Consider the following 20,340-nt stretch of genomic DNA (forward strand, 5'->3'; position numbering starts at 1 on the left):
CGAAAAGTTGATTATTTTAGTTCTTATCGAGAACATGGTGCGGAAGGAGAGACTTGAACTCTCACATCCGAAGATACTGGAACCTAAATCCAGCGCGTCTACCAATTCCGCCACTTCCGCATGTTTTTTCGCTTTGATATTGGAACCTAAATCCAGCGTCCAATTCAAGACGACTGGCCAATTCCGCCATTTCCGCATTTTTATCTCATAAGAGATGGCTGGAGTACCAGGATTTGAACCTGGGAATGGCGGGATCAAAACCCGCTGCCTTACCGCTTGGCGATACTCCAACGAAAAGTTGATTATTTTAGTTCTTATCGAGAACATGGTGCGGAAGGAGAGACTTGAACTCTCACATCCGAAGATACTGGAACCTAAATCCAGCGCGTCTACCAATTCCGCCACTTCCGCAACGTGGTGGCTATGCCCTGATTTGAACAGGGGACCCCATCATTATGAGTGATGTGCTCTAACCAGCTGAGCTACATAGCCATTGGCTGGAGTACCAGGATTTGAACCTGGGAATGGCGGGATCAAAACCCGCTGCCTTACCGCTTGGCGATACTCCAACGAAAAGTCGATTATTTCAGTTCTTATCGAGAACATGGTGCGGAAGGAGAGACTTGAACTCTCACATCCGAAGATACTGGAACCTAAATCCAGCGCGTCTACCAATTCCGCCACTTCCGCGTCTTGCTAGCTAGATGAGTTTTGGTAGTAATTAAAGCATGGTGGCTATGCCCTGATTTGAACAGGGGACCCCATCATTATGAGTGATGTGCTCTAACCAGCTGAGCTACATAGCCATCTCTTTAATTTCTCATCATCGCTGATGCGGGGCGTATTATGCGTATATGGCCGTATGTCGTCAACACCTTTTTTGCAAAAAAATACCTAACACAGTTTGTTTGCAGATAAATTAAGCGAACCAGCGTGTTTTTAATGCAATTAGGCTAATAATTTCACGTCCAGTGTAATAGAAAGACAAAAAAAGCGCCATGAGGCGCTTTTTGTTAGACAGGTTTTGCCTGCCAGTATTGAGTGCGTTACTTAGACATTGAACAAGAAGTTCATCACATCGCCGTCTTTAACGATGTAATCTTTACCTTCCTGACGCATTTTACCTGCGTCTTTAGCACCGCTTTCGCCCTGGTATTCAATGTAATCATTAAAACCAATGGTTTGTGCACGAATAAAGCCGCGCTCAAAGTCAGTGTGGATCTTACCTGCTGCTTGTGGCGCAGTTGCACCGACAGGAATGGTCCATGCACGTACTTCTTTTACACCAGCAGTAAAGTAGGTTTGCAGTTTTAGTAGCTCGTACCCACCGCGGATCACAAGGTTAAGCCCCGGCTCTTCCAGACCAAGGTCGGCCATAAACTCAAGCTTGTCTTCTTCTTCAAGTTCAGACAGCTCAGACTCAATCGCAGCACAGACTGGAATTACAACAGCGTCTTCCGCTGCGGCAATTTCACGTACCTTGTCTAAAAATGGGTTATTTTCAAAACCATCTTCAGTGACGTTGGCGATATACATAGTCGGTTTGATCGTTAAGAAGTTCAGTGGCTTGATTGCAGCCAGCTCTTCTTTAGTCAGTTCCAATGAACGCAGTGTTAAACCTTCATCAAGGTGTGCTTTGACTTTTTCCAAGACTTCGTTTTGGAATTTAGCGTCTTTATCGCCACCTTTGGCTTTTTTAGCATTTCGCTGCGCTGCGCGGTCGGCTGCTTCCATGTCGGATAACACAAGCTCTGTGTTGATGACATCGATATCATCCGCCGGGTTTACCTGACCAGATACGTGCACGATGTTTTCATCTTCAAAGCAACGAACTACATGACCAATCGCATCGGTTTCGCGAATGTTTGCCAGGAATTGGTTACCAAGACCTTCACCTTTTGATGCGCCTTTTACCAGACCCGCAATATCAACAAATTCCATTGTTGTGGCAATGGTTTTTTGTGGATTAACAATCGCAGCCAGTTGATCCAAACGAGGATCCGGAACGGCAACAACGCCCGTGTTTGGTTCGATAGTACAAAAAGGGAAGTTCGCGGCTTCGATGCCCGCTTTGGTTAATGCATTGAATAGGGTTGACTTACCAACGTTAGGTAGGCCAACAATGCCACATTTAAAACCCATAGTTTAAAACCTTTAATTTGCTATCAATCGGACAAAATCCGGCATGGCCGGATTTTTATATCTTGCGACTGATATTAAGCGATCAATCACAGCAGTAACGGGACTTGTACGTCGGTGTTACGGCTTAAAAGAATGTAGTCTATTTTGTGCTTTTAACACACCGTCTTTGGCCAGGATTTCCATGCAACGTACGGCTTCATCCACCGCTGCATCAATTTTTTCCTGATCTGCCTGAGGCGCCTTGCCCAGTACCCAGCCTGTCACCTTATCTCGGTGTCCAGGGTGGCCAATCCCAATGCGTAGGCGCATAAACTCTTTGTTATTGCCCAGCTTGGCGATAATGTCTTTCAGGCCATTGTGTCCGCCATGACCGCCGCCTTTTTTGAGTTTGGCGACACCGGGGTCCATATCCATTTCATCATGTGCAACCAGGATTTGCTCAGGCGGTATTTTATAAAAATTAGCCAGGCTACCTACAGCTTTACCGCTCAGGTTCATAAAAGTGGTTGGAATAAGAAGCTTAAATTCCTGATTGTTCAGGATCAGCTTGCCGCTAAGGCCATGATGTTTGGAGTCAGGTTTGAGAGGGACGTTGTAGCGCCTGGCCAGTTCTTCGATAAACCAAGCCCCGGCATTGTGACGGGTGTTTGCATATTCGGGGCCTGGATTTGCCAGGCCCACTAGCATTTGAATAGTATTCAAGGTGCTAACACCTTAAAAATTATTCAGCAGCTTCTTCAGCTGTTTCTTCAGCAGCGCCGCCTTTAGGTGCGTTTACAGTCACAACCGCTTGGTCGTGGTCTGCACCTTTAGCAAGCTCAACAGAAACTACACCAGCTGGAAGTGCGATGTCTGAAAGGTGTACAGTTGCGCCAACTGCGATAGCTGCTACGTCAACTTCTACGAACTCAGGAAGCTGAGCTGGCAGACATGTGATTTCGATTTCAGTTACGTGGTGAGCAATCGTGTTGCCGCCTTTAGTTGCTGCTTCTTCGTTGATGAAGTGAACAGGAACTTTAGTGTGAAGCTTTTGAGAAGCGTCAACGCGTTGGAAGTCAAGGTGAGTTACCTTAGGCTTGTACGGGTGACGTTGGATGTCTTTCAGGATAGCTTCAACAGACTCACCACCGATGTTCAGAGTTAGGATGTGCGTGTAGAAACCTTCGTCTTCTTGCATCTGGATAACTTTGTTGTGCTCAAGAGTAAGCGAAACAGCGTCTTTGCCTGCACCGTAAAGGATAGCAGGAACTTTATCAGCGCGACGTAGGCGGCGGCTCGCACCAGTACCCAGAGTTTCGCGTACTTCAGCGTTTAATACGTATTGTGACATGAGTGTCTCCAATTATTTTTAGTTAATACTTCGAAGGGCTCGCGACCAAGCACTTCGGTAAATCACTGTACTCGCCGTGGTTGTATCCAAAGCAAGCCCAGTAAAAAGGCGCGCTAATATACCACTTACCAGCAGCCTTGCAAACCTTTGGACATAAAAAAAGCACCCTGAGGTGCTTTTTATTTGCGGATAAACACAGATTAGTGTTCAAACATCGCAGAGATAGACTCTTCATTGCTGATGCGGCGGATGGTTTCAGCTAGCATATCAGCCAGAGTCAGTACTTTGATCTTGTCAACAGACTTCAGTTCGTCAGACAAGGTGATTGAGTCAGTGACAATCACTTCGTCGATCACTGAGTTACGCAGGTTTTCAGCTGCATTACCAGACAATACCGGGTGAGTTGCATAAGCGAATACACGCTTAGCGCCATGCTCTTTTAGTGCCGCAGCAGCTTTACACAGTGTGCCACCGGTATCAATCATATCGTCAACGATGATACAGTCACGACCTTCTACGTCACCAATGATGTGCATGACCTGAGAAACGTTCGCTTGTGGGCGACGCTTGTCGATGATAGCCAGGTCTTTGTCATCCAGAAGTTTCGCGATTGCACGCGCACGAACTACACCACCGATATCCGGTGATACGACAACAACGTCGTCGAAGTCACGCTCTTTCATGTCTTCAAGTAGTACCGGGCTACCAAACACGTTATCAACAGGTACATCGAAGAAGCCCTGGATCTGCTCTGCGTGCAAATCAACGGTCAGTACGCGGTCAACCCCAACGCTTGACAAGAAGTCTGCGACAACTTTAGCTGTGATTGGTACACGCGCAGAACGTACACGACGGTCCTGACGGGCGTAGCCAAAATATGGGATAACAGCTGTAATACGACCTGCAGAAGCACGACGTAACGCATCTACCATAACAATGAGTTCCATCAGGTTGTCATTGGTTGGTGCGCAAGTGGACTGAACGATGAAGACATCAGAACCACGAACATTTTCATTAATTTGAACGCTGATTTCGCCGTCGCTAAAACGGCCTACAACGGCATCACCTAATTCGATAAACAAACGTTTTGCAACTTTTTGAGCTAGCTCAGGTGTTGCGTTACCAGCGAAGAGCTTCATGTCGGGCACGGTAGGGTTCCTCAGGCACTGTAATATTATGTTATGCAATGACGTCGTCTGTGACAGTGTCAAAACAAGCTAACTTAAACTATTTTACTTCATCTTTACGCCATGCAGCCAATTGCCTGTGGGCAATTGACTCGTAAGCGTTTTGGCTAATAAAGCCTGTCCAGGGAGAGGGAAGCTGTTCGAGGACACGCTGTGCGGCTTGCGCAGATTCAAATTCTGCAAAGCAACACCCTCCTGTCCCTGTCAATCTGGACGGCGCATATCTTAACAACCAGCTCAGGGTTTTATCAACCTCGGGGTGGAGCTTTTTAACTAATTCCTGACAGTCATTGTGTGTTTGCTCTAATGCCCAGTTAGCTGATAATTTGGGGGTTTTCCGGGGTAAATCCGGATGTGTAAAGACCTCTACGGTGCTGACGTGGACATTGGGAAATACCACCAGGTAGTATTTTTCGGTGACAGGGTATGGACTCAATTTCTCTCCAACCCCCTGAGCTAACGCGGTTTTCCCATGTACAAAAACAGGCACATCAGCCCCGAGTGTCAATCCAATATCGGCCAGCTGGGCGATGGACAGGTTGCATTGCCACAAGGTGTTGAGAGCCAGTAATGTGGTGGCTGCATCCGATGAACCACCGCCAACACCGCCACCCATAGGCAGGTTTTTAGTCAGGTGAATACGAACCCCCCTAGCTGCGGATTTATACGGGCGCAGCGCGTCGGCAGCCCGAAAGATTAAATTATGCTGCAACGGGATACCCGCAACATCACCGTGGATCTCGATGGTATCTTGTTCAAGTGGTGCGAAGGTTAATTGATCGCCGTACTCCAGCAAAGTAAACAGGGTTTCCAGCTCGTGGTAGCCATCAGTGCGGCGGCCATTGATGTGTAAAAACAGGTTGAGTTTTGCCGGAGCGGTTAATGTAAGTGTTTTCATAAAGTCTCAAAGTGCCAGTTACTGATACGGATTTTGATGGTGATGTCATTGTGCGTCAGTGTGAGTCGGGTTGGCAGTTCGAGTCCGTTGACGCGTTGATATGTCTGGTAGGCGACCTGCCAGCGCAGCCCCTGCTTATCCTGCCAGGTCGCCTGGATCAGTTGCTGTTTTTGATTATATTGGTTATCGGGGGCGTCTATTTGACCTGTTAACCATTGCGGCGCCTGCGATACCGGCAGTTGCCAGCCACTCAGACGATATACCAGCTCACTGCTGTCTTCGCTGGTGTAGGTTTTATCTTCGAGCGTGAGTGTGCTGTATTGGTCGAGTTCTTCTAATTTTAATACCTGGGTACCAATAAACGTATTCAGTGTCAGGGTTTGTTTTTGTTCGCGGTATTGCCAGTTAAAGTTGGCTGACTGGCGCTCCTCGGGAGAGATAAATGCGAGCTTACCCGTTGCCCGCCAGTTGTTGTAACTTTCGGGACGATTCTGCTGCGTCTGCTCGTCAGACGGCGTAATACGCTGTGCACATCCACCCAGAAACAATAAAAACATGAGCAAAATCAAATGAAACTGTTTCAAACTAAGTTCCTTACTTTCCATATTCGATTGATTTTTGGTAAAATTAGCGGCTTTAAAGCAGGGCTTGAGCAATACTGGCAGTTATGACCATCATCGCACTTGGGATCAATCACAAAACCGCGTCCGTCGAATTGAGGGAAAAAGTCGCTTTTTCTCCGCAACAACTATCGGATGCGCTACAGCAGCTGTCTGAGTTACCGCAGTTTAATGAGTCCGTGATTGTTTCTACCTGCAATCGGACCGAAATCTATTGTAGCCTTGAGGACCCGAATTCCCAAGCGCTTCTGGGTTGGCTTGCGCAATTTCACCAGATAGAAGAGCACGAGTTGGCTGAGAATGTTTATGTGCACCACAATCAGGACGCCGTCAATCACCTGATGCGCGTGGCTTGTGGGTTGGATTCGCTGGTACTTGGTGAGCCACAGATCCTGGGTCAGATTAAGCAAGCTTATAACAGTGCAAAGGCACATAATGGCATTCAGCCTGTGTTTGAACGCTTATTTCAGAAAACCTTCTCGGTGGCCAAACAAGTTCGCACCGAAACCGAAATTGGCGCCAGTGCGGTATCTGTGGCGTATGCCGCCGTTAATCTGGCCAAGCACATCTATGGTCAGCTGGAAAAAACCAATGTGTTACTCATCGGCGCGGGTGAAACCATTGAGCTGGTTGCCAAGCATTTATCTCAACACAACCCTAAAGCCATCACTGTGGCCAACCGCACCATTGAGCGGGCACAGTTGCTAGCCAATGAAATTAGCGCAAATGTCATTTCTTTAGCTCAGCTGCCGGAGCAATTGCACCAGGCTGACATTGTGATCAGCTCCACGGCCAGTACCTTGCCTATCATAGGTAAAGGCGTGGTAGAGCAGGCACTGAAAAAGCGCAAACATAAGCCGATGTTGTTCGTTGATATTGCGGTACCGCGTGATATTGAAAGTCAGGTGAATGACTTAGACGCTGCGTATTTATATACCGTGGACGATCTACAGGCGATTGTGAACGAAAACATGGCGTCGCGGGAACAGGCAGCGCGCGAAGCACAGCAAATCATTGACGATAAAACACATGAATTTGCGCAGTGGCAGCGTTCACTGACTTCTGTGGATGTGATCCGGGAATACCGTGAATCAGCGCAGACGATTAAATTAGAGCTCGTGGAAAAGGCGTTAAATCAGCTACAATCGGGTAAGAATTCAGAAAAGGTCTTGTTAGAGTTGGCAAACAAGCTCACCAATCGGCTCACTCATGCACCGACCCGTGCCATTCAGGCGGCGGCAAAAGAGGGCGATATAGAGCGTATTGCAGTATTAAAACAAGCATTAGGTATTGAGCAGGAATAAAAGTTAAATGAAAGAGTCCGTCTATCGTAAATTGGAAACGCTGGTTGAGCGCCACGAAGAAGTGGAAGCCATGCTGGGGGATCCGGAAGTTATTGGCGATCAAAACCGTTTTCGCGCGTTATCAAAAGAATACTCAGAGCTGGAAGATGTCGTTAAGGCGTTCACTGCCTATCAGCAGGCTCAGGAAAACGTGGCTGCGGCTGAAGAAATGCTGAAAGACTCAGATCCTGACATGCGTGAAATGGCTCAGGAAGAATTCAAAGACGCAAAAGAACAAATTTCAGAGCTGGAAGAGCAACTCCAGATCCTGATGCTGCCAAAAGACCCGAAAGACGACAATAACGTATTCCTTGAAGTGCGTGCTGGTACCGGTGGTGATGAAGCCGCGATTTTCGCAGGTGATTTATTCCGTATGTACAGCCGCTATGCAGAAGCACAAAAATGGCAGGTCGAAGTCGTCAGTGCTAATGAAGGTGAGCACGGTGGCTACAAAGAGGTGATCGCCAACATCAAAGGGGATGGCGTTTACGGCAAGCTGAAGTTTGAGTCGGGCGCACACCGTGTACAACGTGTACCAGAAACAGAATCTCAGGGCCGTGTTCATACCTCAGCGTGCACGGTTGCTGTGATGGCTGAAATTCCTGAAGCAGAAGCCATTGAAATTAACCCGTCGGACCTTAAGGTTGATACCTTCCGTGCATCTGGTGCGGGTGGTCAGCACGTTAACAAAACTGATTCTGCAATTCGTATTACTCACATTCCAACCGGGGTTGTGGTCGAGTGTCAGGATGAGCGTTCGCAGCATAAAAACCGTGCGAAAGCGTTGTCAGTACTGGGCGCCCGACTGCAGCAGGCTGAAGATGAAAAGCGTCAGGCTGAAGAAGCCAGCGAACGTCGAAACCTGGTTGGCAGTGGTGACCGCTCTGAACGCATCCGTACTTATAACTACCCGCAAGGACGTATTACGGACCACCGTATTAACCTTACGCTGTATCGTCTCAATGAAGTGGTGGCCGGTGACCTGGGTGCCGTTATCGATCCGTTAGTGTTGGAGTATCAGGCTGATCTATTAGCAGCCATGGGCGACGACTAATGGCGCAATATCCCAATCTTGCTCAGGCGATTGCCTGGGCGAGTTCGCAACTTCAAAGCAGCTCAGAGTCAGCGAAGCTCGATGCCGAAGTGCTGCTTTTACACATTCTTCAAAAGAACCGCAGTTACTTATTCGCGTGGCCAGAAGCTGAGCTGAATGCAGAGCAATATCAATTATTTGAATCACTCATTGCACGTCGAAAAGCGGGTGAGCCAGTCGCCCATCTGACGGGGGAACGCGAGTTCTGGAGTTTGCCTCTGTATGTCAATAACAGCACCCTCATTCCCCGACCAGATACGGAAACCCTGGTTGAGCATGCATTGACCTTACCCCTGCCGACAGATGCCCGAGTCGTTGACTTGGGGACTGGGACGGGCGCAATAGTGCTGGCGCTGGCTTCGGAGCAGCCTGACTGGCAGCTGATCGGTGTAGACTACTCCCACGACGCGGTAGCCCTGGCAGAGAAAAATCGTCAACGTCTGGGTTTTGAGCATGTGCAGATCCGCCAGAGTGACTGGTTTTCAGCCTTGTCAGGGCAGCGTTTTGATTTGATTGTCAGCAACCCCCCGTATATATGTGAGACGGATGAACACCTGACTCAGGGGGATGTCCGTTTCGAACCTTTATCTGCCCTGGTGGCACCGGAAGAAGGGTATGCCGATATCCGTCATATTACTGAGCAGGCACTGCAATATCTGGCGCCGGATGGCTACCTGATGTTTGAACACGGGTATCAGCAAGCTGCTGGTGTTCAGCAGATTTTTGCACAAATGAACTATCGCAATATACTTACAATAAAAGATATGGCAGGCTGTGATAGGGTAACGATGGCGCAAAAGCCACAATAATCGTTGCTGGTTATCTAAATTGCCTTGTGCAGGCATTAGGCATAGTGCAGTGATACCGTATTGTGGTGAACAGCTCGGTTATCGCCAACCTGCTTCATGATCGTCAGCGCGCGCAATACTGGCGAGATACGAGTACAAAAAGAGTGTTAAGGACTCTCCAATGGATGATTTTTTGTTTTCAGACGAGCCAAGTGATTCGGAAGTACAGGAAAAAAGTGGCACCTGGAAGGTGATCATTGTTGATGATGAACCTGAAGTGCATGCGGTGACCAAGCTCGCGCTCAGCGATTTTGAGTTTCAGAAAAAGCGCCTGGAGTTCCTCAGTGCCTATTCCGGCGAGGAAGCAAAAAAGGTGGTTATGGACCATCCCGACGCTGCGATTGTATTGCTTGATGTAGTGATGGAAACGGATGATGCAGGCCTGAGGGTAGCACAGTACATCCGCGAAACTGCCAAGAACAATAATATCCGCATTATTTTGCGTACGGGTCAGCCAGGCCAGGCACCGGAGCGTCAGGTTATTGTTAATTATGATATCAATGACTACAAATCTAAAACCGAACTGACGGCGCAGAAGCTGTTTACTGTGGTGATGTCGAGTTTGCGCTCTTATCGGGATATTTTGTCTATTGATCAGTCTCGTCAGGGGCTGGAAAAAATCATCACTGCATCTCGTAATATTTTTGCCTCCCATTCTATTGACCAGTTTATCGAGGGCGTTATTCAGCAGCTGACATCTTTGCTGGGAACTGTGGACGAAGCGATTTACGCCACCTCTTTGGTGGCCAGCAATGATCCCAGCAATAGCAGTGACAAACTGGTGGTATTTACCGGCCGTGGCGAATTTGCCCGAAGTGAAGGCAAGCCCATAGAAGATGTACTGGATACTGAGCAAATGGAAGCTTGCCGACAGGCATTGCAGGACCGAGGGATCGTATACAAGGACAACTATTTATTTGCCTATTGTTCAAGCGAATATAATCATGCCTCTATGCTATTTGTTTCCGGGATCCCGGAGTTTCTGACTGACACGCAAAAACACCTGATCAAAATTTTCTCGCAAAACGTACAACTGGCATATGAAAACGTTCAGTTGCAGGCTGAGATTGAAGACACCCAACAGGAACTGGTTTACCGCCTGAGTGAAGCACTTGAACAGCGCTCTACGGAGTCGGGAAATCATGTAAAGCGCGTTGCCAACATATGCTATGTAATGGCCAAGCACTATGGCCTGAGCTACCGTGAAGCTGAGCTGATCAGGCTGGCTTCGCCGTTGCACGATGTAGGGAATGTGGGTATTCCTGATGCCATTTTAAACAAACCTAACAAGCTTGCGCCAGAAGAATGGGACGTGATGAAATCTCATACTCAAAAAGGGTATCAGATCCTGCGTGACTCGCGCCGTGAAATCGTTAATGCCGGAGCGATGATTGCCCGAGACCACCATGAAAAGTGGGACGGCAGCGGTTATCCGAGCGGCAAAAAAGGCGAGGAAATCCATATTTTTGGTCGTATAGCAGCGATTGCAGATGTATACGACTCCATGCGTCATGAGCGCTGTTATCGCGCGGCATATAGTCTGGAAGAGGTGGTCGCAGAAATTAACAGCCAGAAAGGCAAACACTTTGACCCAAAACTGGTAGACGTATTTAATGAGGTTACAGACGAGCTGGAACAGATCCTGACTCGCTTACAAGATTGATTTTAAAATTTAATAAGGGGCAATTTTGGATTACATGGCACTTAAACACACGCATGTGATGTTTGCAGTTTTAAGTATTATTTTGTTTTATACCCGCGCTATTTCGCGTCTGGCCAGTGGTAAACTGGCAGCCAACAAAGGGGTTTTCATCGCTAGCCACAGTGTTGATACTGTGCTATTGATTTCTGCGGTATCGCTGGCTGTGATGGCCAGTCTGAACCCGGCACAGCAACCCTGGTTGATGGAAAAAATTGCTTTAGTCATTGCATATATAGCGTTAGGTTTCGTGATTGCGAAATCCACAACAAAAGCCAAGCAAATTGGTGCACTGGTCATGGCAACAGTGACGCTGTTGGCCGTTGGTTACCTTGCCAGTGCTAAAAATGCGCTGATACTATGATAGACATGCGGGCAGCATCGTTGCCCGCTTTCCCTGCCCACTTCGTGAATTTTCCCCAAAATAAAAATCCCCTTGGGAATGTGTTGAAAAATGTTACACTAGCCCATTATGACTATAGACAGTAGAAAACAGTTCGTTATTTATGACTGATATCTGGTTCGATGAACACGACACAAGTACGGATCATTTTTCAACGCCTGCCTTGTTACGTTGTATCTGGGCTGAGCCGCAGTGGGATGCTCAAGCAGATACTTCACACACGCTATGTTTGCTCGCTGAGCTGGAGCAGGCTGTTGACGCTATTTGCCATCAAAATGATGACAAACATAAGTGTGTAGATGCACTGCTTGATGCGTTTTATACCCAGTGGTTGTTCAGCGGCACGGACCAAAAAGTGCCCGAACACCTGCTCAACAATGTATGCTATGTGCTTAAAATGCACAGTGGTACCAGTATGGCACTGGCCCTTATTCTGGTGCACCTACTGGAGCGTGCACGTCTGAACGCAAGTCTGGCCATTAATCAGGGCGATGTGCTGGTTCATATCGCGTTGAGTGATGAAGAGGGGTACATTATCGACCCAAGCTCCGGCCATCAGTCCTGGTATGTGATCCCGGAAAACGGCGACGACAAAGAGCAGGAACCCATGGAGTTGGTATTTGGCGAGGAAGCATTTAAGCTCTACCTGGCTCAACAAAAATGGTCCTTTATTGCAGCAGAGAAGTTTGGTCATGCATTGAGCTGTGTCGAGATGCTAATGGAGCTGTTGGGCGATGATCCCTATGAGCGCCGTGACCGTGGCTACCTGCTGAACCAGCTTAATTGCCCTAAAATGGCCAAAGATGACCTGCAGTTTTTTGTCGATGAGTGCCCGGATGACCCGACCATTGAACTCATTCAAAATCAAATCGCAGAACTGGCCGATCACAATAATATCCTCCATTAAGTGAGATCTGCGCACTCTGTATGATGGGATCTCTGGGTCAGTGACCCGGCGAGATCCCCAGGCGGTTTTTGTATAATCAAGGAAACAGAGAGATCCTATGCAAGAGAGTAGTGTACTCATTACCAACAATGCCGTTGTGCTTGGCCTGCTGGCCGTCATTCTGGGGTTCGTATTTTATACCTCCAATCTGAAAACCGGGTTTTGGGCTAAGTTTTATCGCTATGTGCCCGCCTTATTGATGTGCTACTTCCTGCCATCTTTATTGAATACCTTTGGCATTGTTGATGGCAGTGGCAATGATGTGTATTCGGTTGCTAAGTACTTTTTACTGCCAGCTTGTTTGGTACTCCTGACCTTAAGCATCGACCTGAAGTCGATTATGGGGTTGGGTAAACGCGCGATTATTATGTTTCTGACCGGCACGGTTGGCGTCGTACTGGGTGGGCCAATCGCATTGCTCATCACCGCCACGTTTATGCCTGAATTGCTTGGCGTCGCGGGGCCAGAAGCCGTTTGGCGTGGTATGGCAGCATTGGCCGGTAGCTGGATTGGCGGCGGTGCCAACATGGTGGCAATGAAAGAAATATACGGTGCTGGGGGAGAAATCTTTACCATCATGGTGACCGTGGATATTGTTGTTGCCAACTTATGGATGGCTGGGCTGTTATTTTTGGCCGCCAGACACAAAGAAATAGATGCGCGCACCGGGGCTGATACGGCATCGATTGAGCGGTTGATTAACAAAGTACAGGCCTTTGAGGCGGAACACGCTAGACGCCCGGAACTGCAAGATTTAATGTTGCTGATTGCCTTTGCCTTTGGTGCAACCGGCCTGGCGCATTTTGCTGCCGACCTCTTGGTTCCTTATTTCGCCAGCAACTTCCCGGAACTGAAAAAGTTTTCTCTGCATTCAAAGCTGTTCTGGATTATCGTGTTAGTGACAACCATCGGCCTGGCATTGTCATTTACCAAGGCCCGTAACTTCGAGGCTGTGGGGGCCTCCAAGGTTGGGAGTAGCTTTTTGTACATCCTGGTCGCAACCATAGGTTTGCACATGGACATCACCAAAATAGTTGAAGCGCCTAAATATGTGGTGATCGGCCTGATCTGGATGGCGGTGCATGTGGGGCTATTATTTCTGGTGGCTAAACTCATTAAAGCGCCCGTGTTTTACGTGGCCGTTGGCAGTAAAGCCAACATAGGTGGCGCGGCCTCGGCTCCCGTCGTTGCATCAGCATTCCACCCGGCATTGGCCCCGGTGGGCGTGTTGTTGGCAGTATTGGGCTATGCATTAGGCACCTACGCCGCCTGGCTGTGCGGACAAATTTTGCGTGTGATTGGCAGTTAGCACTGCCAGTTAGCGACTATTTTAGGAAAGACAATGAATACACAGATTATTAAAGTAGCAGACATCGAAGTTGCTAACGATAAACCTTTCGTGCTGTTTGGTGGCATGAATGTGCTGGAATCACGTGACTTGGCAATGCGCATTGCTGAGCACTATGTTGAGGTGACCAGCAAGCTGGGCATTCCTTATGTGTTTAAAGCCTCGTTTGACAAAGCTAATCGTTCTTCTATCAACTCGTACCGTGGTCCTGGTATGGAAGAAGGACTTAAAATTTTCGAAGAAATCAAAAGCACTTTTAATGTGCCGTTGATCACTGATGTACATGAGCCGCATCAGGCGGCTCCGGTTGCTGAAGTCGTTGATGTGATCCAGTTGCCAGCCTTTTTGGCTCGTCAAACCGATCTGGTTGTGGCGATGGCTAAAACAGGCAACGTCATCAACGTAAAGAAACCGCAATTTCTGGCACCGCACGAGATGCGTCACATCATTAAGAAGATGAGTGAAGCGGGCAATGAGCAAGTGATCTTGTGTGAACGTGGCACCAGCTTTGGTTACAACAACCTGGTGGTTGATATGCTGGGAATGGATGACATGAAGCATATGGCACCGGTGATTTTTGATGCCACGCATGCGTTGCAGCGCCCGGGTGGCCGCAGTGACTCCGCGGATGGGCGTCGTGCTCAGGCAGCGGAACTGGCACGCAGTGGTATGGCGTTAGGGCTGGCGGGCTTGTTTATTGAAGCACATCCAAATCCAAACGAAGCCAAATGTGACGGCCCGTGTGCGTTACCTCTGGCTAAGCTGGAAGGCTACCTGCAGCAGATGAAAGCCGTAGACGATCTGGTCAAAGGGTTTGCTCCGTTAGATACCAGCGCAGCTGATCTGTAACCCTATAATTACAGGCGGAGCGTGCTCCGCCATTTCCATCAGCCTGGTTCGGAATTTGTGCCATGTCACGACGATTACCCCCATTAAATGCACTGAAAGCTTTTGAAGCCGCTGCCCGTCATCTGAGTTTTACCAAAGCCGCCGAAGAGCTGTTTGTGACTCAGGCTGCCATTAGCCACCAGATCAAGATTCTGGAAGAGCACCTTGGGGTTAAACTCTTCTTACGCAAAAACAGGTCCTTGCTGTTAACTGAAGAAGGACAGGGCTATTTTCTGGACATTAAAGAGCTGTTTTCTCAGTTGATCGATGCCACAGAAAAACTCCTGGCACGGGGAGCGAAAGGCTCGCTGACGGTTAGTCTGACGCCCAGCTTCGCGATTCAGTGGCTGGTGCCCAGACTGAGTTTGTTTAATGAACTACACCCGGACATTGATGTGCGGATAAAAGCGCAGGATCTGGATGAGAACTCATTGACGGATGATGTGGACGTGGCCATTTATTATGGTCGGGGCAGCTGGAGTGGGGTGCAAACACATAAGCTGCACACTGAGTATCTGGTGCCCATGTGTAGCCCTTTATTGCTCAATGGCCCTAAGCCGCTGGATCAGCCCAGCGATCTCGCGAATCATACACTGCTTCACGATACCACCCGACGCGCCTGGAAAGCCTGGCTCAAAACTGCGGGGGTACGGAATGTCCCTGCCAATACTGGGCCTATTTTTAGTCACTCTTCGATGGTGACTCAGGCGGCTGTACATGGTCAGGGGATCGCGCTGGGTAATAGCGTACTGGCAAAACCCGACCTGGATGCCGGGCGCTTGATCATCCCATTCAGTCATCATCTGGAAAGTAAAAATGCCTATTATTTGGTTTGTCGTGAATCGCAGGCGGAATTAGGTAAAATTGTGTCCTTCAAAAACTGGATGCTGGAAATGGTAGAGCAGGAACAACAATGACGCAGAGCGAAGTAAAGATTGATATAGAGTGGCACCACGCTGAACAACCTCAGGCGCAGTTGATCCTGGCTCATGGCGCGGGCGCAGGCCGGGATAGCGAGTTTATGCAGGATATGGCCACCCGACTGAGCACTCAAGGGATCACCGTCGGGCTGTTTGATTTTGGTTATATGCAGATAGCGAAGGCACAAGATAAACGTCGTCCGCCAGAGCGCGCCCCTAAGCTGTTGGCACATTATCGGGATGTCCTGGGCGCTCAGCTGGACACCTTGCCTGTGTTTATTGGTGGTAAGTCAATGGGCGGACGCATGGCGTCGATGCTGGTGTGTGAAGAGGGGATTGAGGTACGAGGCGTGTTTGCGCTGGGATATCCGTTTCACCCGCCGGGCAAGCCGGACAAGCTGCGTACCGAGCACTTTGCTGATATCCCTTGCCCATTTGTGGTGCTGCAAGGAGAGCGTGACACGTTTGGTAATCATGCCGAGGTCAATGCTTTGGCAGTGGAAGCTGAAGAGCAGAGCTGGCCTGAGCTGGTATGGCTTAAAGATGGCGACCATTCCTTGAAGCCGCGCAAAGCCAGTGGCCTGACAGAAGCGCAAAACCGTCAACTGGCAGCTGAGGCCATTGCAACTAAAATTACGGAGACACTCAATGGCTAAGCTATTCTTATTGCTGGGCGGGGCATTTTGTATGCTGTCCGTCATGCTGGGGGCTTTTGCAGCCCACGGTCTGAAAAGCCGTTTGAGTGACTACGCCATTGGCATTTTTAAAACCGGCGCTGAATATCAGATGACGCATGGTCTGGCTCTGTTGGCCGTGGCTCTGCTTTTGAAGTGGGGCGTGAAAGTTCAGCTGTCGGGTTATTTTTTTGCGACCGGGATTGTCCTTTTCAGCGGCAGCTTGTATTTGCTGGCGCTGACCGGCGCTAAGTGGCTGGGACCTGTCACACCACTGGGCGGATTGTGTTTTATTCTTGGCTGGGCCTGGCTGCTGTTTCAGGTTGCCCGCCAGCCTTTTTAATTGATTAGAGACTTTTTATCACTATGTCTAGTGTGGTTATTTATTGCCGAAGCGGCTTTGAAAGCGATGCAGCGGCCGAAATTACACATCACGCCGCGTTACATAATGTTGCCGGTTACGTGAAAGCGAAGCCTAATACAGGCTATGTGACCTTTGAGTGTTTTGATCCGGCTCAGAGTGAGCAGCTACTTAAACAGGTTGATTTTTCTAGCCTGGTCTTTGCCCGTCAGTGGTTTGCAGGTGTGCTGTTAAGCAAAATGCCTGTTGAAGACAGGGTGTCTGAGATCAAACAGGTGGTTGGTGATTTTCCTTTGTGTGGCGATCTGCGGGTAGAAACCCCGGATACCAATGAAGGCAAGGAGTTGTCGAAGTTCTGTAAGAAGTTTTCGACACCACTTGCCAAAGCGCTGGAGAAGCAAAATAAGCTGACTCGCGACCACAAAGCCCATAAGCCTGTGTTACATGTGCTGTTTCTGGCTAACGACACGGCGTATGTTGGTTACTCATTCAGTAACAACAACTCGCCTTTCTTTATGGGGATCCCCAGGCTTAAAATGCCGGCCGATGCCCCCAGTCGCTCAACACTGAAGCTGGATGAAGCCTTTAACGTCTTTGTCGGCAAAGAGAACGAACCTGATCGAGTTCGTCCTGGTATGCGCGGCGTCGATCTGGGCGCGTGCCCGGGTGGCTGGACCTATCAGTTGGTGCGCCGTGGGTTATTTGTGGCGGCAATCGATAACGGCCCAATGAACGACGATTTGATGGAAACCGGACAGGTAAAGCATTTCCGTGAAGACGGCTTTAAATACCGCCCGGAAAAGCGCAACATCGACTGGCTGGTGTGTGACATGGTTGAAAAACCAACCCGCGTCAGTGAGCTGATGGTCGACTGGATAGTAAATGGTTTTGTTCGCGAGCTTATCTTCAACCTTAAGCTGCCAATGAAAAAGCGTTTTGATACCGTCTATGAGTGTTTGACGCTGATCCGCGATGAGCTGAAAAAATACGGCGTAGGCTATGAGCTACAAGCCAAACACCTCTATCACGACCGCGAAGAAGTGACCGTGCATATTCAGGTACTGAAAGTACCGCAGAACCTCTACAGCTAAGCATTGTTTCGGTGGCTGCCAGGTATGGTAGCCGCCATCACTTTACTTGATTTTTTTCCCGCAATATTTTCTTACGCTCTTGTTTTTACACTTCGCTGTTATTTAAATAAAATCAGCAGCAAAGGAGTAACTGATGACAAGACTACTGCAGCACACTGTGTCTCCTCAGCTAAAGGCAACGCTGAGCTATTATGCGCCAGGCAGCATGATGCCAGCACATCGACACGATCATGCACAGTTATCCGTGCTGCTCAGTGGTGGCTTGCGTGAGCAAACTGAGCAGTCGGCTTTCGATATAGCAACGCCGGGATTATGTTTTAAGCCGCAGCATATTTTGCACAGTGATCAGTACGGTGCTCAGGGAACGCTGATCTTCTCGTTTTCCTTGTCTCCTGAGCTGCTTTCCCAGTTTGATAAAATAACTTCACCTCGATATCAGTGGCAGTCTCGGCTGACTGCAGGTCCCCGGGCAGGGCAGGCATCTTATTTACAGGCGTTGTATCATGGTCAGTTAGATACATTGCATGACCTTTTTTGGGACACCCTGAGCGAATGTAGTATCCCTCAACATACCGTCAGAGAGCGGCAGCGACCCGACTGGTTAGTGCGAGCTAAAAAGTTGCTGGAAGAGGCCGAACGGCCAGTGTCGCTTAGCGAACTGGCAACACAGCAAGGGATCCATCCGGTGTACTTTTCCCGTGCATTTAAAAAGTACTTTCATATTTCTGCCAGTGCTTATCAGCAACAGCTGCAGCTGAGTAAAGCAGTGCGCTCGATGACTCAAGGTCTGCCCCTGAGTGATAGCGCATTTCATGCCGGTTTTTCCGATCAGAGTCATATGAGTAGAGCTATGACGAGCAGGTTAGGTCTGTCACCTGGGAAACTTCAAAAGTTGTTTCAGAGCAAAGCAGGTTAAATCTGTTCAATACAGTACTAAATCAGCAAGCTAGGATATGCACACAATAATAACCATCCGGAAATCATTATGAAATTACACGCACTACTCACTTCGGTTTGTGCACTGACGCTGAATCCTCTCTCTGCATTGGCAGCCACACCGCAACAGGCGGCAGATTATATTGCCGAATATATCGAGCGTACACCGGAGCTTGGCCCGGGATTTGGTATGGTGGTGGTTAATCAGGATAAGGTGCTGCTCAATAAAGTATGGGGGAAGCGCAGAGCAGGTACCAATTTGCCTGTCACGTCACAGACACCGCTTTACATTGCTTCTCAGACAAAAGCCTATATGGGGCTAGTTGCCGCTCACCTGCATCGTCAAAAGGTGCTTGATCTATACACACCTCTTAGTCAGTTTTGGCCTGCCAACAGTTTTCCCGAAGGGGTAGATGCCAAACAGTGGCGTTTAATTGATTTGCTCTCTCATCAGGTTCCTGTCAGTGCGGATTTTGTAACTGAAATGGAAGCCTATATGACGGAAGTGGCGGTCGATGACTATCCGTGGCTTATCAAACGGTATGGCAAAAAACGCGATGAAGGGTTCGAGTATGACAACCTTGGGTACAATATTTACGGGGCAATCTTACAACAGGTAACTGGTCGCAGCTGGCAGGACTGGCTGGCAAAGGTGCTGTTTAAGCCATTTAATATGCCGTACAGTTCAGCCCGTACATCAGACTTTGCGGCTGACGAGGTTGCCTGGAACCATATCTGGCAGGGAAGTGAAGCAGGGTGGAAACCGGTTCCGCCTAAAACTGATACAATGATGCACTCTGCAGGTGGGATAGTCACTTCTACCTCAGACATAGCAAAATGGTTGCAACTGAATTTGTCCTCGGGTCAGGGCAATATTTCTGCTGCGGATCTGGCGCTGTCACATCAGCAGGCGGTAGCGCTTGACCCACAAGCGCGCAATGTTTACCGGATCCCCTGTCATGGTTATTCGCTTGGATGGAATATCTGCACCTTTAAAGGTTACTCTGTGCTGATCCATGGTGGTGGCTATACCGGCTCACGTTCTTTGATGGCCATTGTGCCAGAGCTAAAAATAGGGTTAGCGACTTTTTCGAACTCAGACAACATGACTGGCCGTTATACCATTCAGACGATTAAGCAGTATTTGTTGTATTTGCTGGATGCACCTGAATATAAAGCCGCTGAGCGGGAAAATCTGAGCACTTATCAGGACAAAGTCGCCAAACTGCTTATTCGACGTCAGCAACGTCTGAATGATGCAGAGCAAGCTGAACACTGGCAGCAGTGGCGTTATACGCCTTCAAAAAAAGAGCTAGCAAACTATGCCGGACACTATCGCGGTGACAATGCTTACCTCGATCTGACTTTGACAGTAAAGGGTGACTATCTGAGCGGACAGAGTTTTGACTATCATTTTATGCTCAAACCGGCCACTCAAGCTCGGTTTGCGCTCTATGATGTGCCGTTTGCTCAGCCTCAGCCTGTCGAATTTAAACTGAATGCAGAAGGGAAGCCTGTCAGCCTGGAGTGGGCAGGTCGGGTTTATCAGCGTCTGTAGGTAGAGTGGGTGTGTTGTAGTTCACTTCCACAGTAGTTGACCTAGGTGTGTAATA

20 protein-coding genes and 7 tRNA genes are annotated in these 20,340 nt (G+C 48.7%); 14 read left to right on the plus strand and 13 right to left on the minus strand.

Annotated elements, in window-relative coordinates:
• Positions 1-35: 35 nt before the first annotated feature.
• The 13 genes from QNM19_RS13230 to lolB form a co-directional block, all read right to left on the minus strand.
• Positions 36-120 (minus strand) — tRNA-Leu (locus QNM19_RS13230).
• A 95-nt stretch (positions 121-215) separates the two neighbouring features.
• Positions 216-290: transfer RNA gene (locus QNM19_RS13235), tRNA-Gln, on the minus strand.
• Between the two features lie 36 nt (positions 291-326).
• Positions 327-411, minus strand: a tRNA-Leu gene (locus QNM19_RS13240).
• 4 nt (positions 412-415) lie between these two features.
• Positions 416-492: transfer RNA gene (locus QNM19_RS13245), tRNA-Met, on the minus strand.
• A 2-nt stretch (positions 493-494) separates the two neighbouring features.
• Positions 495-569, minus strand: a tRNA-Gln gene (locus QNM19_RS13250).
• 36 nt (positions 570-605) lie between these two features.
• Positions 606-690: transfer RNA gene (locus QNM19_RS13255), tRNA-Leu, on the minus strand.
• Between the two features lie 39 nt (positions 691-729).
• Positions 730-806 (minus strand) — tRNA-Met (locus tag QNM19_RS13260).
• Positions 807-1,050: 244 nt separating this feature from the next.
• Positions 1,051-2,142, minus strand: a complete 1,092-nt coding sequence (gene ychF, locus QNM19_RS13265) for a redox-regulated ATPase YchF (protein WP_049864749.1) — start codon at positions 2,140-2,142, stop codon at positions 1,051-1,053.
• A gap of 117 nt (positions 2,143-2,259) precedes the next feature.
• Positions 2,260-2,844, minus strand: coding sequence for an aminoacyl-tRNA hydrolase (gene pth / locus QNM19_RS13270; protein WP_049864750.1), 585 nt, complete (start codon positions 2,842-2,844; stop codon positions 2,260-2,262).
• A 19-nt stretch (positions 2,845-2,863) separates the two neighbouring features.
• Positions 2,864-3,472, minus strand: coding sequence for a 50S ribosomal protein L25/general stress protein Ctc (locus tag QNM19_RS13275; RefSeq protein WP_049864751.1), 609 nt, complete (start codon positions 3,470-3,472; stop codon positions 2,864-2,866).
• A 200-nt stretch (positions 3,473-3,672) separates the two neighbouring features.
• Positions 3,673-4,620: a ribose-phosphate pyrophosphokinase gene (locus tag QNM19_RS13280; protein WP_010386544.1), complete on the minus strand. Its 948-nt coding sequence runs from the start codon at positions 4,618-4,620 to the stop codon at positions 3,673-3,675.
• A gap of 79 nt (positions 4,621-4,699) precedes the next feature.
• Complete coding sequence (ispE, locus tag QNM19_RS13285; protein WP_284026785.1) at positions 4,700-5,557, minus strand: 4-(cytidine 5'-diphospho)-2-C-methyl-D-erythritol kinase; 858 nt, start codon at positions 5,555-5,557, stop codon at positions 4,700-4,702.
• A complete protein-coding gene (gene lolB, locus QNM19_RS13290; protein ID WP_284026786.1) occupies positions 5,554-6,141 on the minus strand; it encodes a lipoprotein insertase outer membrane protein LolB in 588 nt (195 codons plus the stop codon). Before lolB ends, ispE begins: the two co-directional genes overlap by 4 nt.
• An 83-nt stretch (positions 6,142-6,224) precedes the next feature.
• Here lolB and hemA point away from each other — a divergent pair, with 83 nt between their 5' ends.
• The 14 genes from hemA (at position 6,225) to QNM19_RS13360 (ending at position 20,285) form a co-directional block, all read left to right on the plus strand.
• Complete coding sequence (gene hemA, locus QNM19_RS13295) at positions 6,225-7,481, plus strand: glutamyl-tRNA reductase (RefSeq protein ID WP_049866601.1); 1,257 nt, start codon at positions 6,225-6,227, stop codon at positions 7,479-7,481.
• A 7-nt stretch (positions 7,482-7,488) separates the two neighbouring features.
• Positions 7,489-8,574 (plus strand): peptide chain release factor 1, encoded by a 1,086-nt coding sequence (gene prfA / locus QNM19_RS13300; RefSeq protein WP_010386540.1) that lies wholly within the window; start codon positions 7,489-7,491, stop codon positions 8,572-8,574.
• Positions 8,574-9,422 carry a peptide chain release factor N(5)-glutamine methyltransferase gene (prmC, locus tag QNM19_RS13305; RefSeq protein ID WP_284026787.1) on the plus strand — a complete coding sequence of 283 codons (849 nt, stop codon included), beginning with the start codon at positions 8,574-8,576 and terminating at the stop codon, positions 9,420-9,422. The genes prfA and prmC overlap by 1 nt, the downstream gene beginning before the upstream one ends.
• Positions 9,423-9,582: 160 nt before the next feature.
• Positions 9,583-11,124: a DUF3369 domain-containing protein gene (locus QNM19_RS13310; protein ID WP_284026788.1), complete on the plus strand. Its 1,542-nt coding sequence runs from the start codon at positions 9,583-9,585 to the stop codon at positions 11,122-11,124.
• A gap of 25 nt (positions 11,125-11,149) precedes the next feature.
• A complete protein-coding gene (locus tag QNM19_RS13315) occupies positions 11,150-11,524 on the plus strand; it encodes a SirB2 family protein (protein ID WP_049863672.1) in 375 nt (124 codons plus the stop codon).
• 142 nt (positions 11,525-11,666) lie between these two features.
• Positions 11,667-12,470, plus strand: coding sequence for a tetratricopeptide repeat protein (locus tag QNM19_RS13320; protein ID WP_049863671.1), 804 nt, complete (start codon positions 11,667-11,669; stop codon positions 12,468-12,470).
• A 97-nt stretch (positions 12,471-12,567) separates the two neighbouring features.
• Positions 12,568-13,818, plus strand: a complete 1,251-nt coding sequence (locus QNM19_RS13325) for a DUF819 family protein (RefSeq protein WP_010386534.1) — start codon at positions 12,568-12,570, stop codon at positions 13,816-13,818.
• Positions 13,819-13,851: 33 nt separating this feature from the next.
• On the plus strand, positions 13,852-14,706 hold the full coding sequence (gene kdsA, locus QNM19_RS13330) for a 3-deoxy-8-phosphooctulonate synthase (RefSeq protein WP_010386533.1): 855 nt from the start codon (positions 13,852-13,854) through the stop codon (positions 14,704-14,706).
• A 62-nt stretch (positions 14,707-14,768) separates the two neighbouring features.
• Positions 14,769-15,662, plus strand: coding sequence for a transcriptional regulator GcvA (locus QNM19_RS13335; RefSeq protein ID WP_010386532.1), 894 nt, complete (start codon positions 14,769-14,771; stop codon positions 15,660-15,662).
• A complete protein-coding gene (locus QNM19_RS13340) occupies positions 15,659-16,321 on the plus strand; it encodes an alpha/beta family hydrolase (RefSeq protein ID WP_049863670.1) in 663 nt (220 codons plus the stop codon). The genes QNM19_RS13335 and QNM19_RS13340 overlap by 4 nt, the downstream gene beginning before the upstream one ends.
• Positions 16,314-16,682 (plus strand): DUF423 domain-containing protein, encoded by a 369-nt coding sequence (locus tag QNM19_RS13345; RefSeq protein ID WP_049863669.1) that lies wholly within the window; start codon positions 16,314-16,316, stop codon positions 16,680-16,682. The genes QNM19_RS13340 and QNM19_RS13345 overlap by 8 nt, the downstream gene beginning before the upstream one ends.
• Before the next feature lie 23 nt (positions 16,683-16,705).
• Complete coding sequence (rlmM, locus tag QNM19_RS13350; protein WP_010386523.1) at positions 16,706-17,791, plus strand: 23S rRNA (cytidine(2498)-2'-O)-methyltransferase RlmM; 1,086 nt, start codon at positions 16,706-16,708, stop codon at positions 17,789-17,791.
• Between the two features lie 133 nt (positions 17,792-17,924).
• On the plus strand, positions 17,925-18,707 hold the full coding sequence (locus tag QNM19_RS13355) for an AraC family transcriptional regulator (RefSeq protein WP_049863668.1): 783 nt from the start codon (positions 17,925-17,927) through the stop codon (positions 18,705-18,707).
• 69 nt (positions 18,708-18,776) lie between these two features.
• Positions 18,777-20,285 carry a serine hydrolase gene (locus QNM19_RS13360; RefSeq protein WP_284026789.1) on the plus strand — a complete coding sequence of 503 codons (1,509 nt, stop codon included), beginning with the start codon at positions 18,777-18,779 and terminating at the stop codon, positions 20,283-20,285.
• The last annotated feature ends 55 nt before the right edge of the window (positions 20,286-20,340 follow it).

Origin of the sequence: Pseudoalteromonas ardens (assembly GCF_030125445.1) — a bacterium.
GTDB classification, from domain to species: Bacteria; Pseudomonadota; Gammaproteobacteria; order Enterobacterales; family Alteromonadaceae; genus Pseudoalteromonas; species Pseudoalteromonas ardens.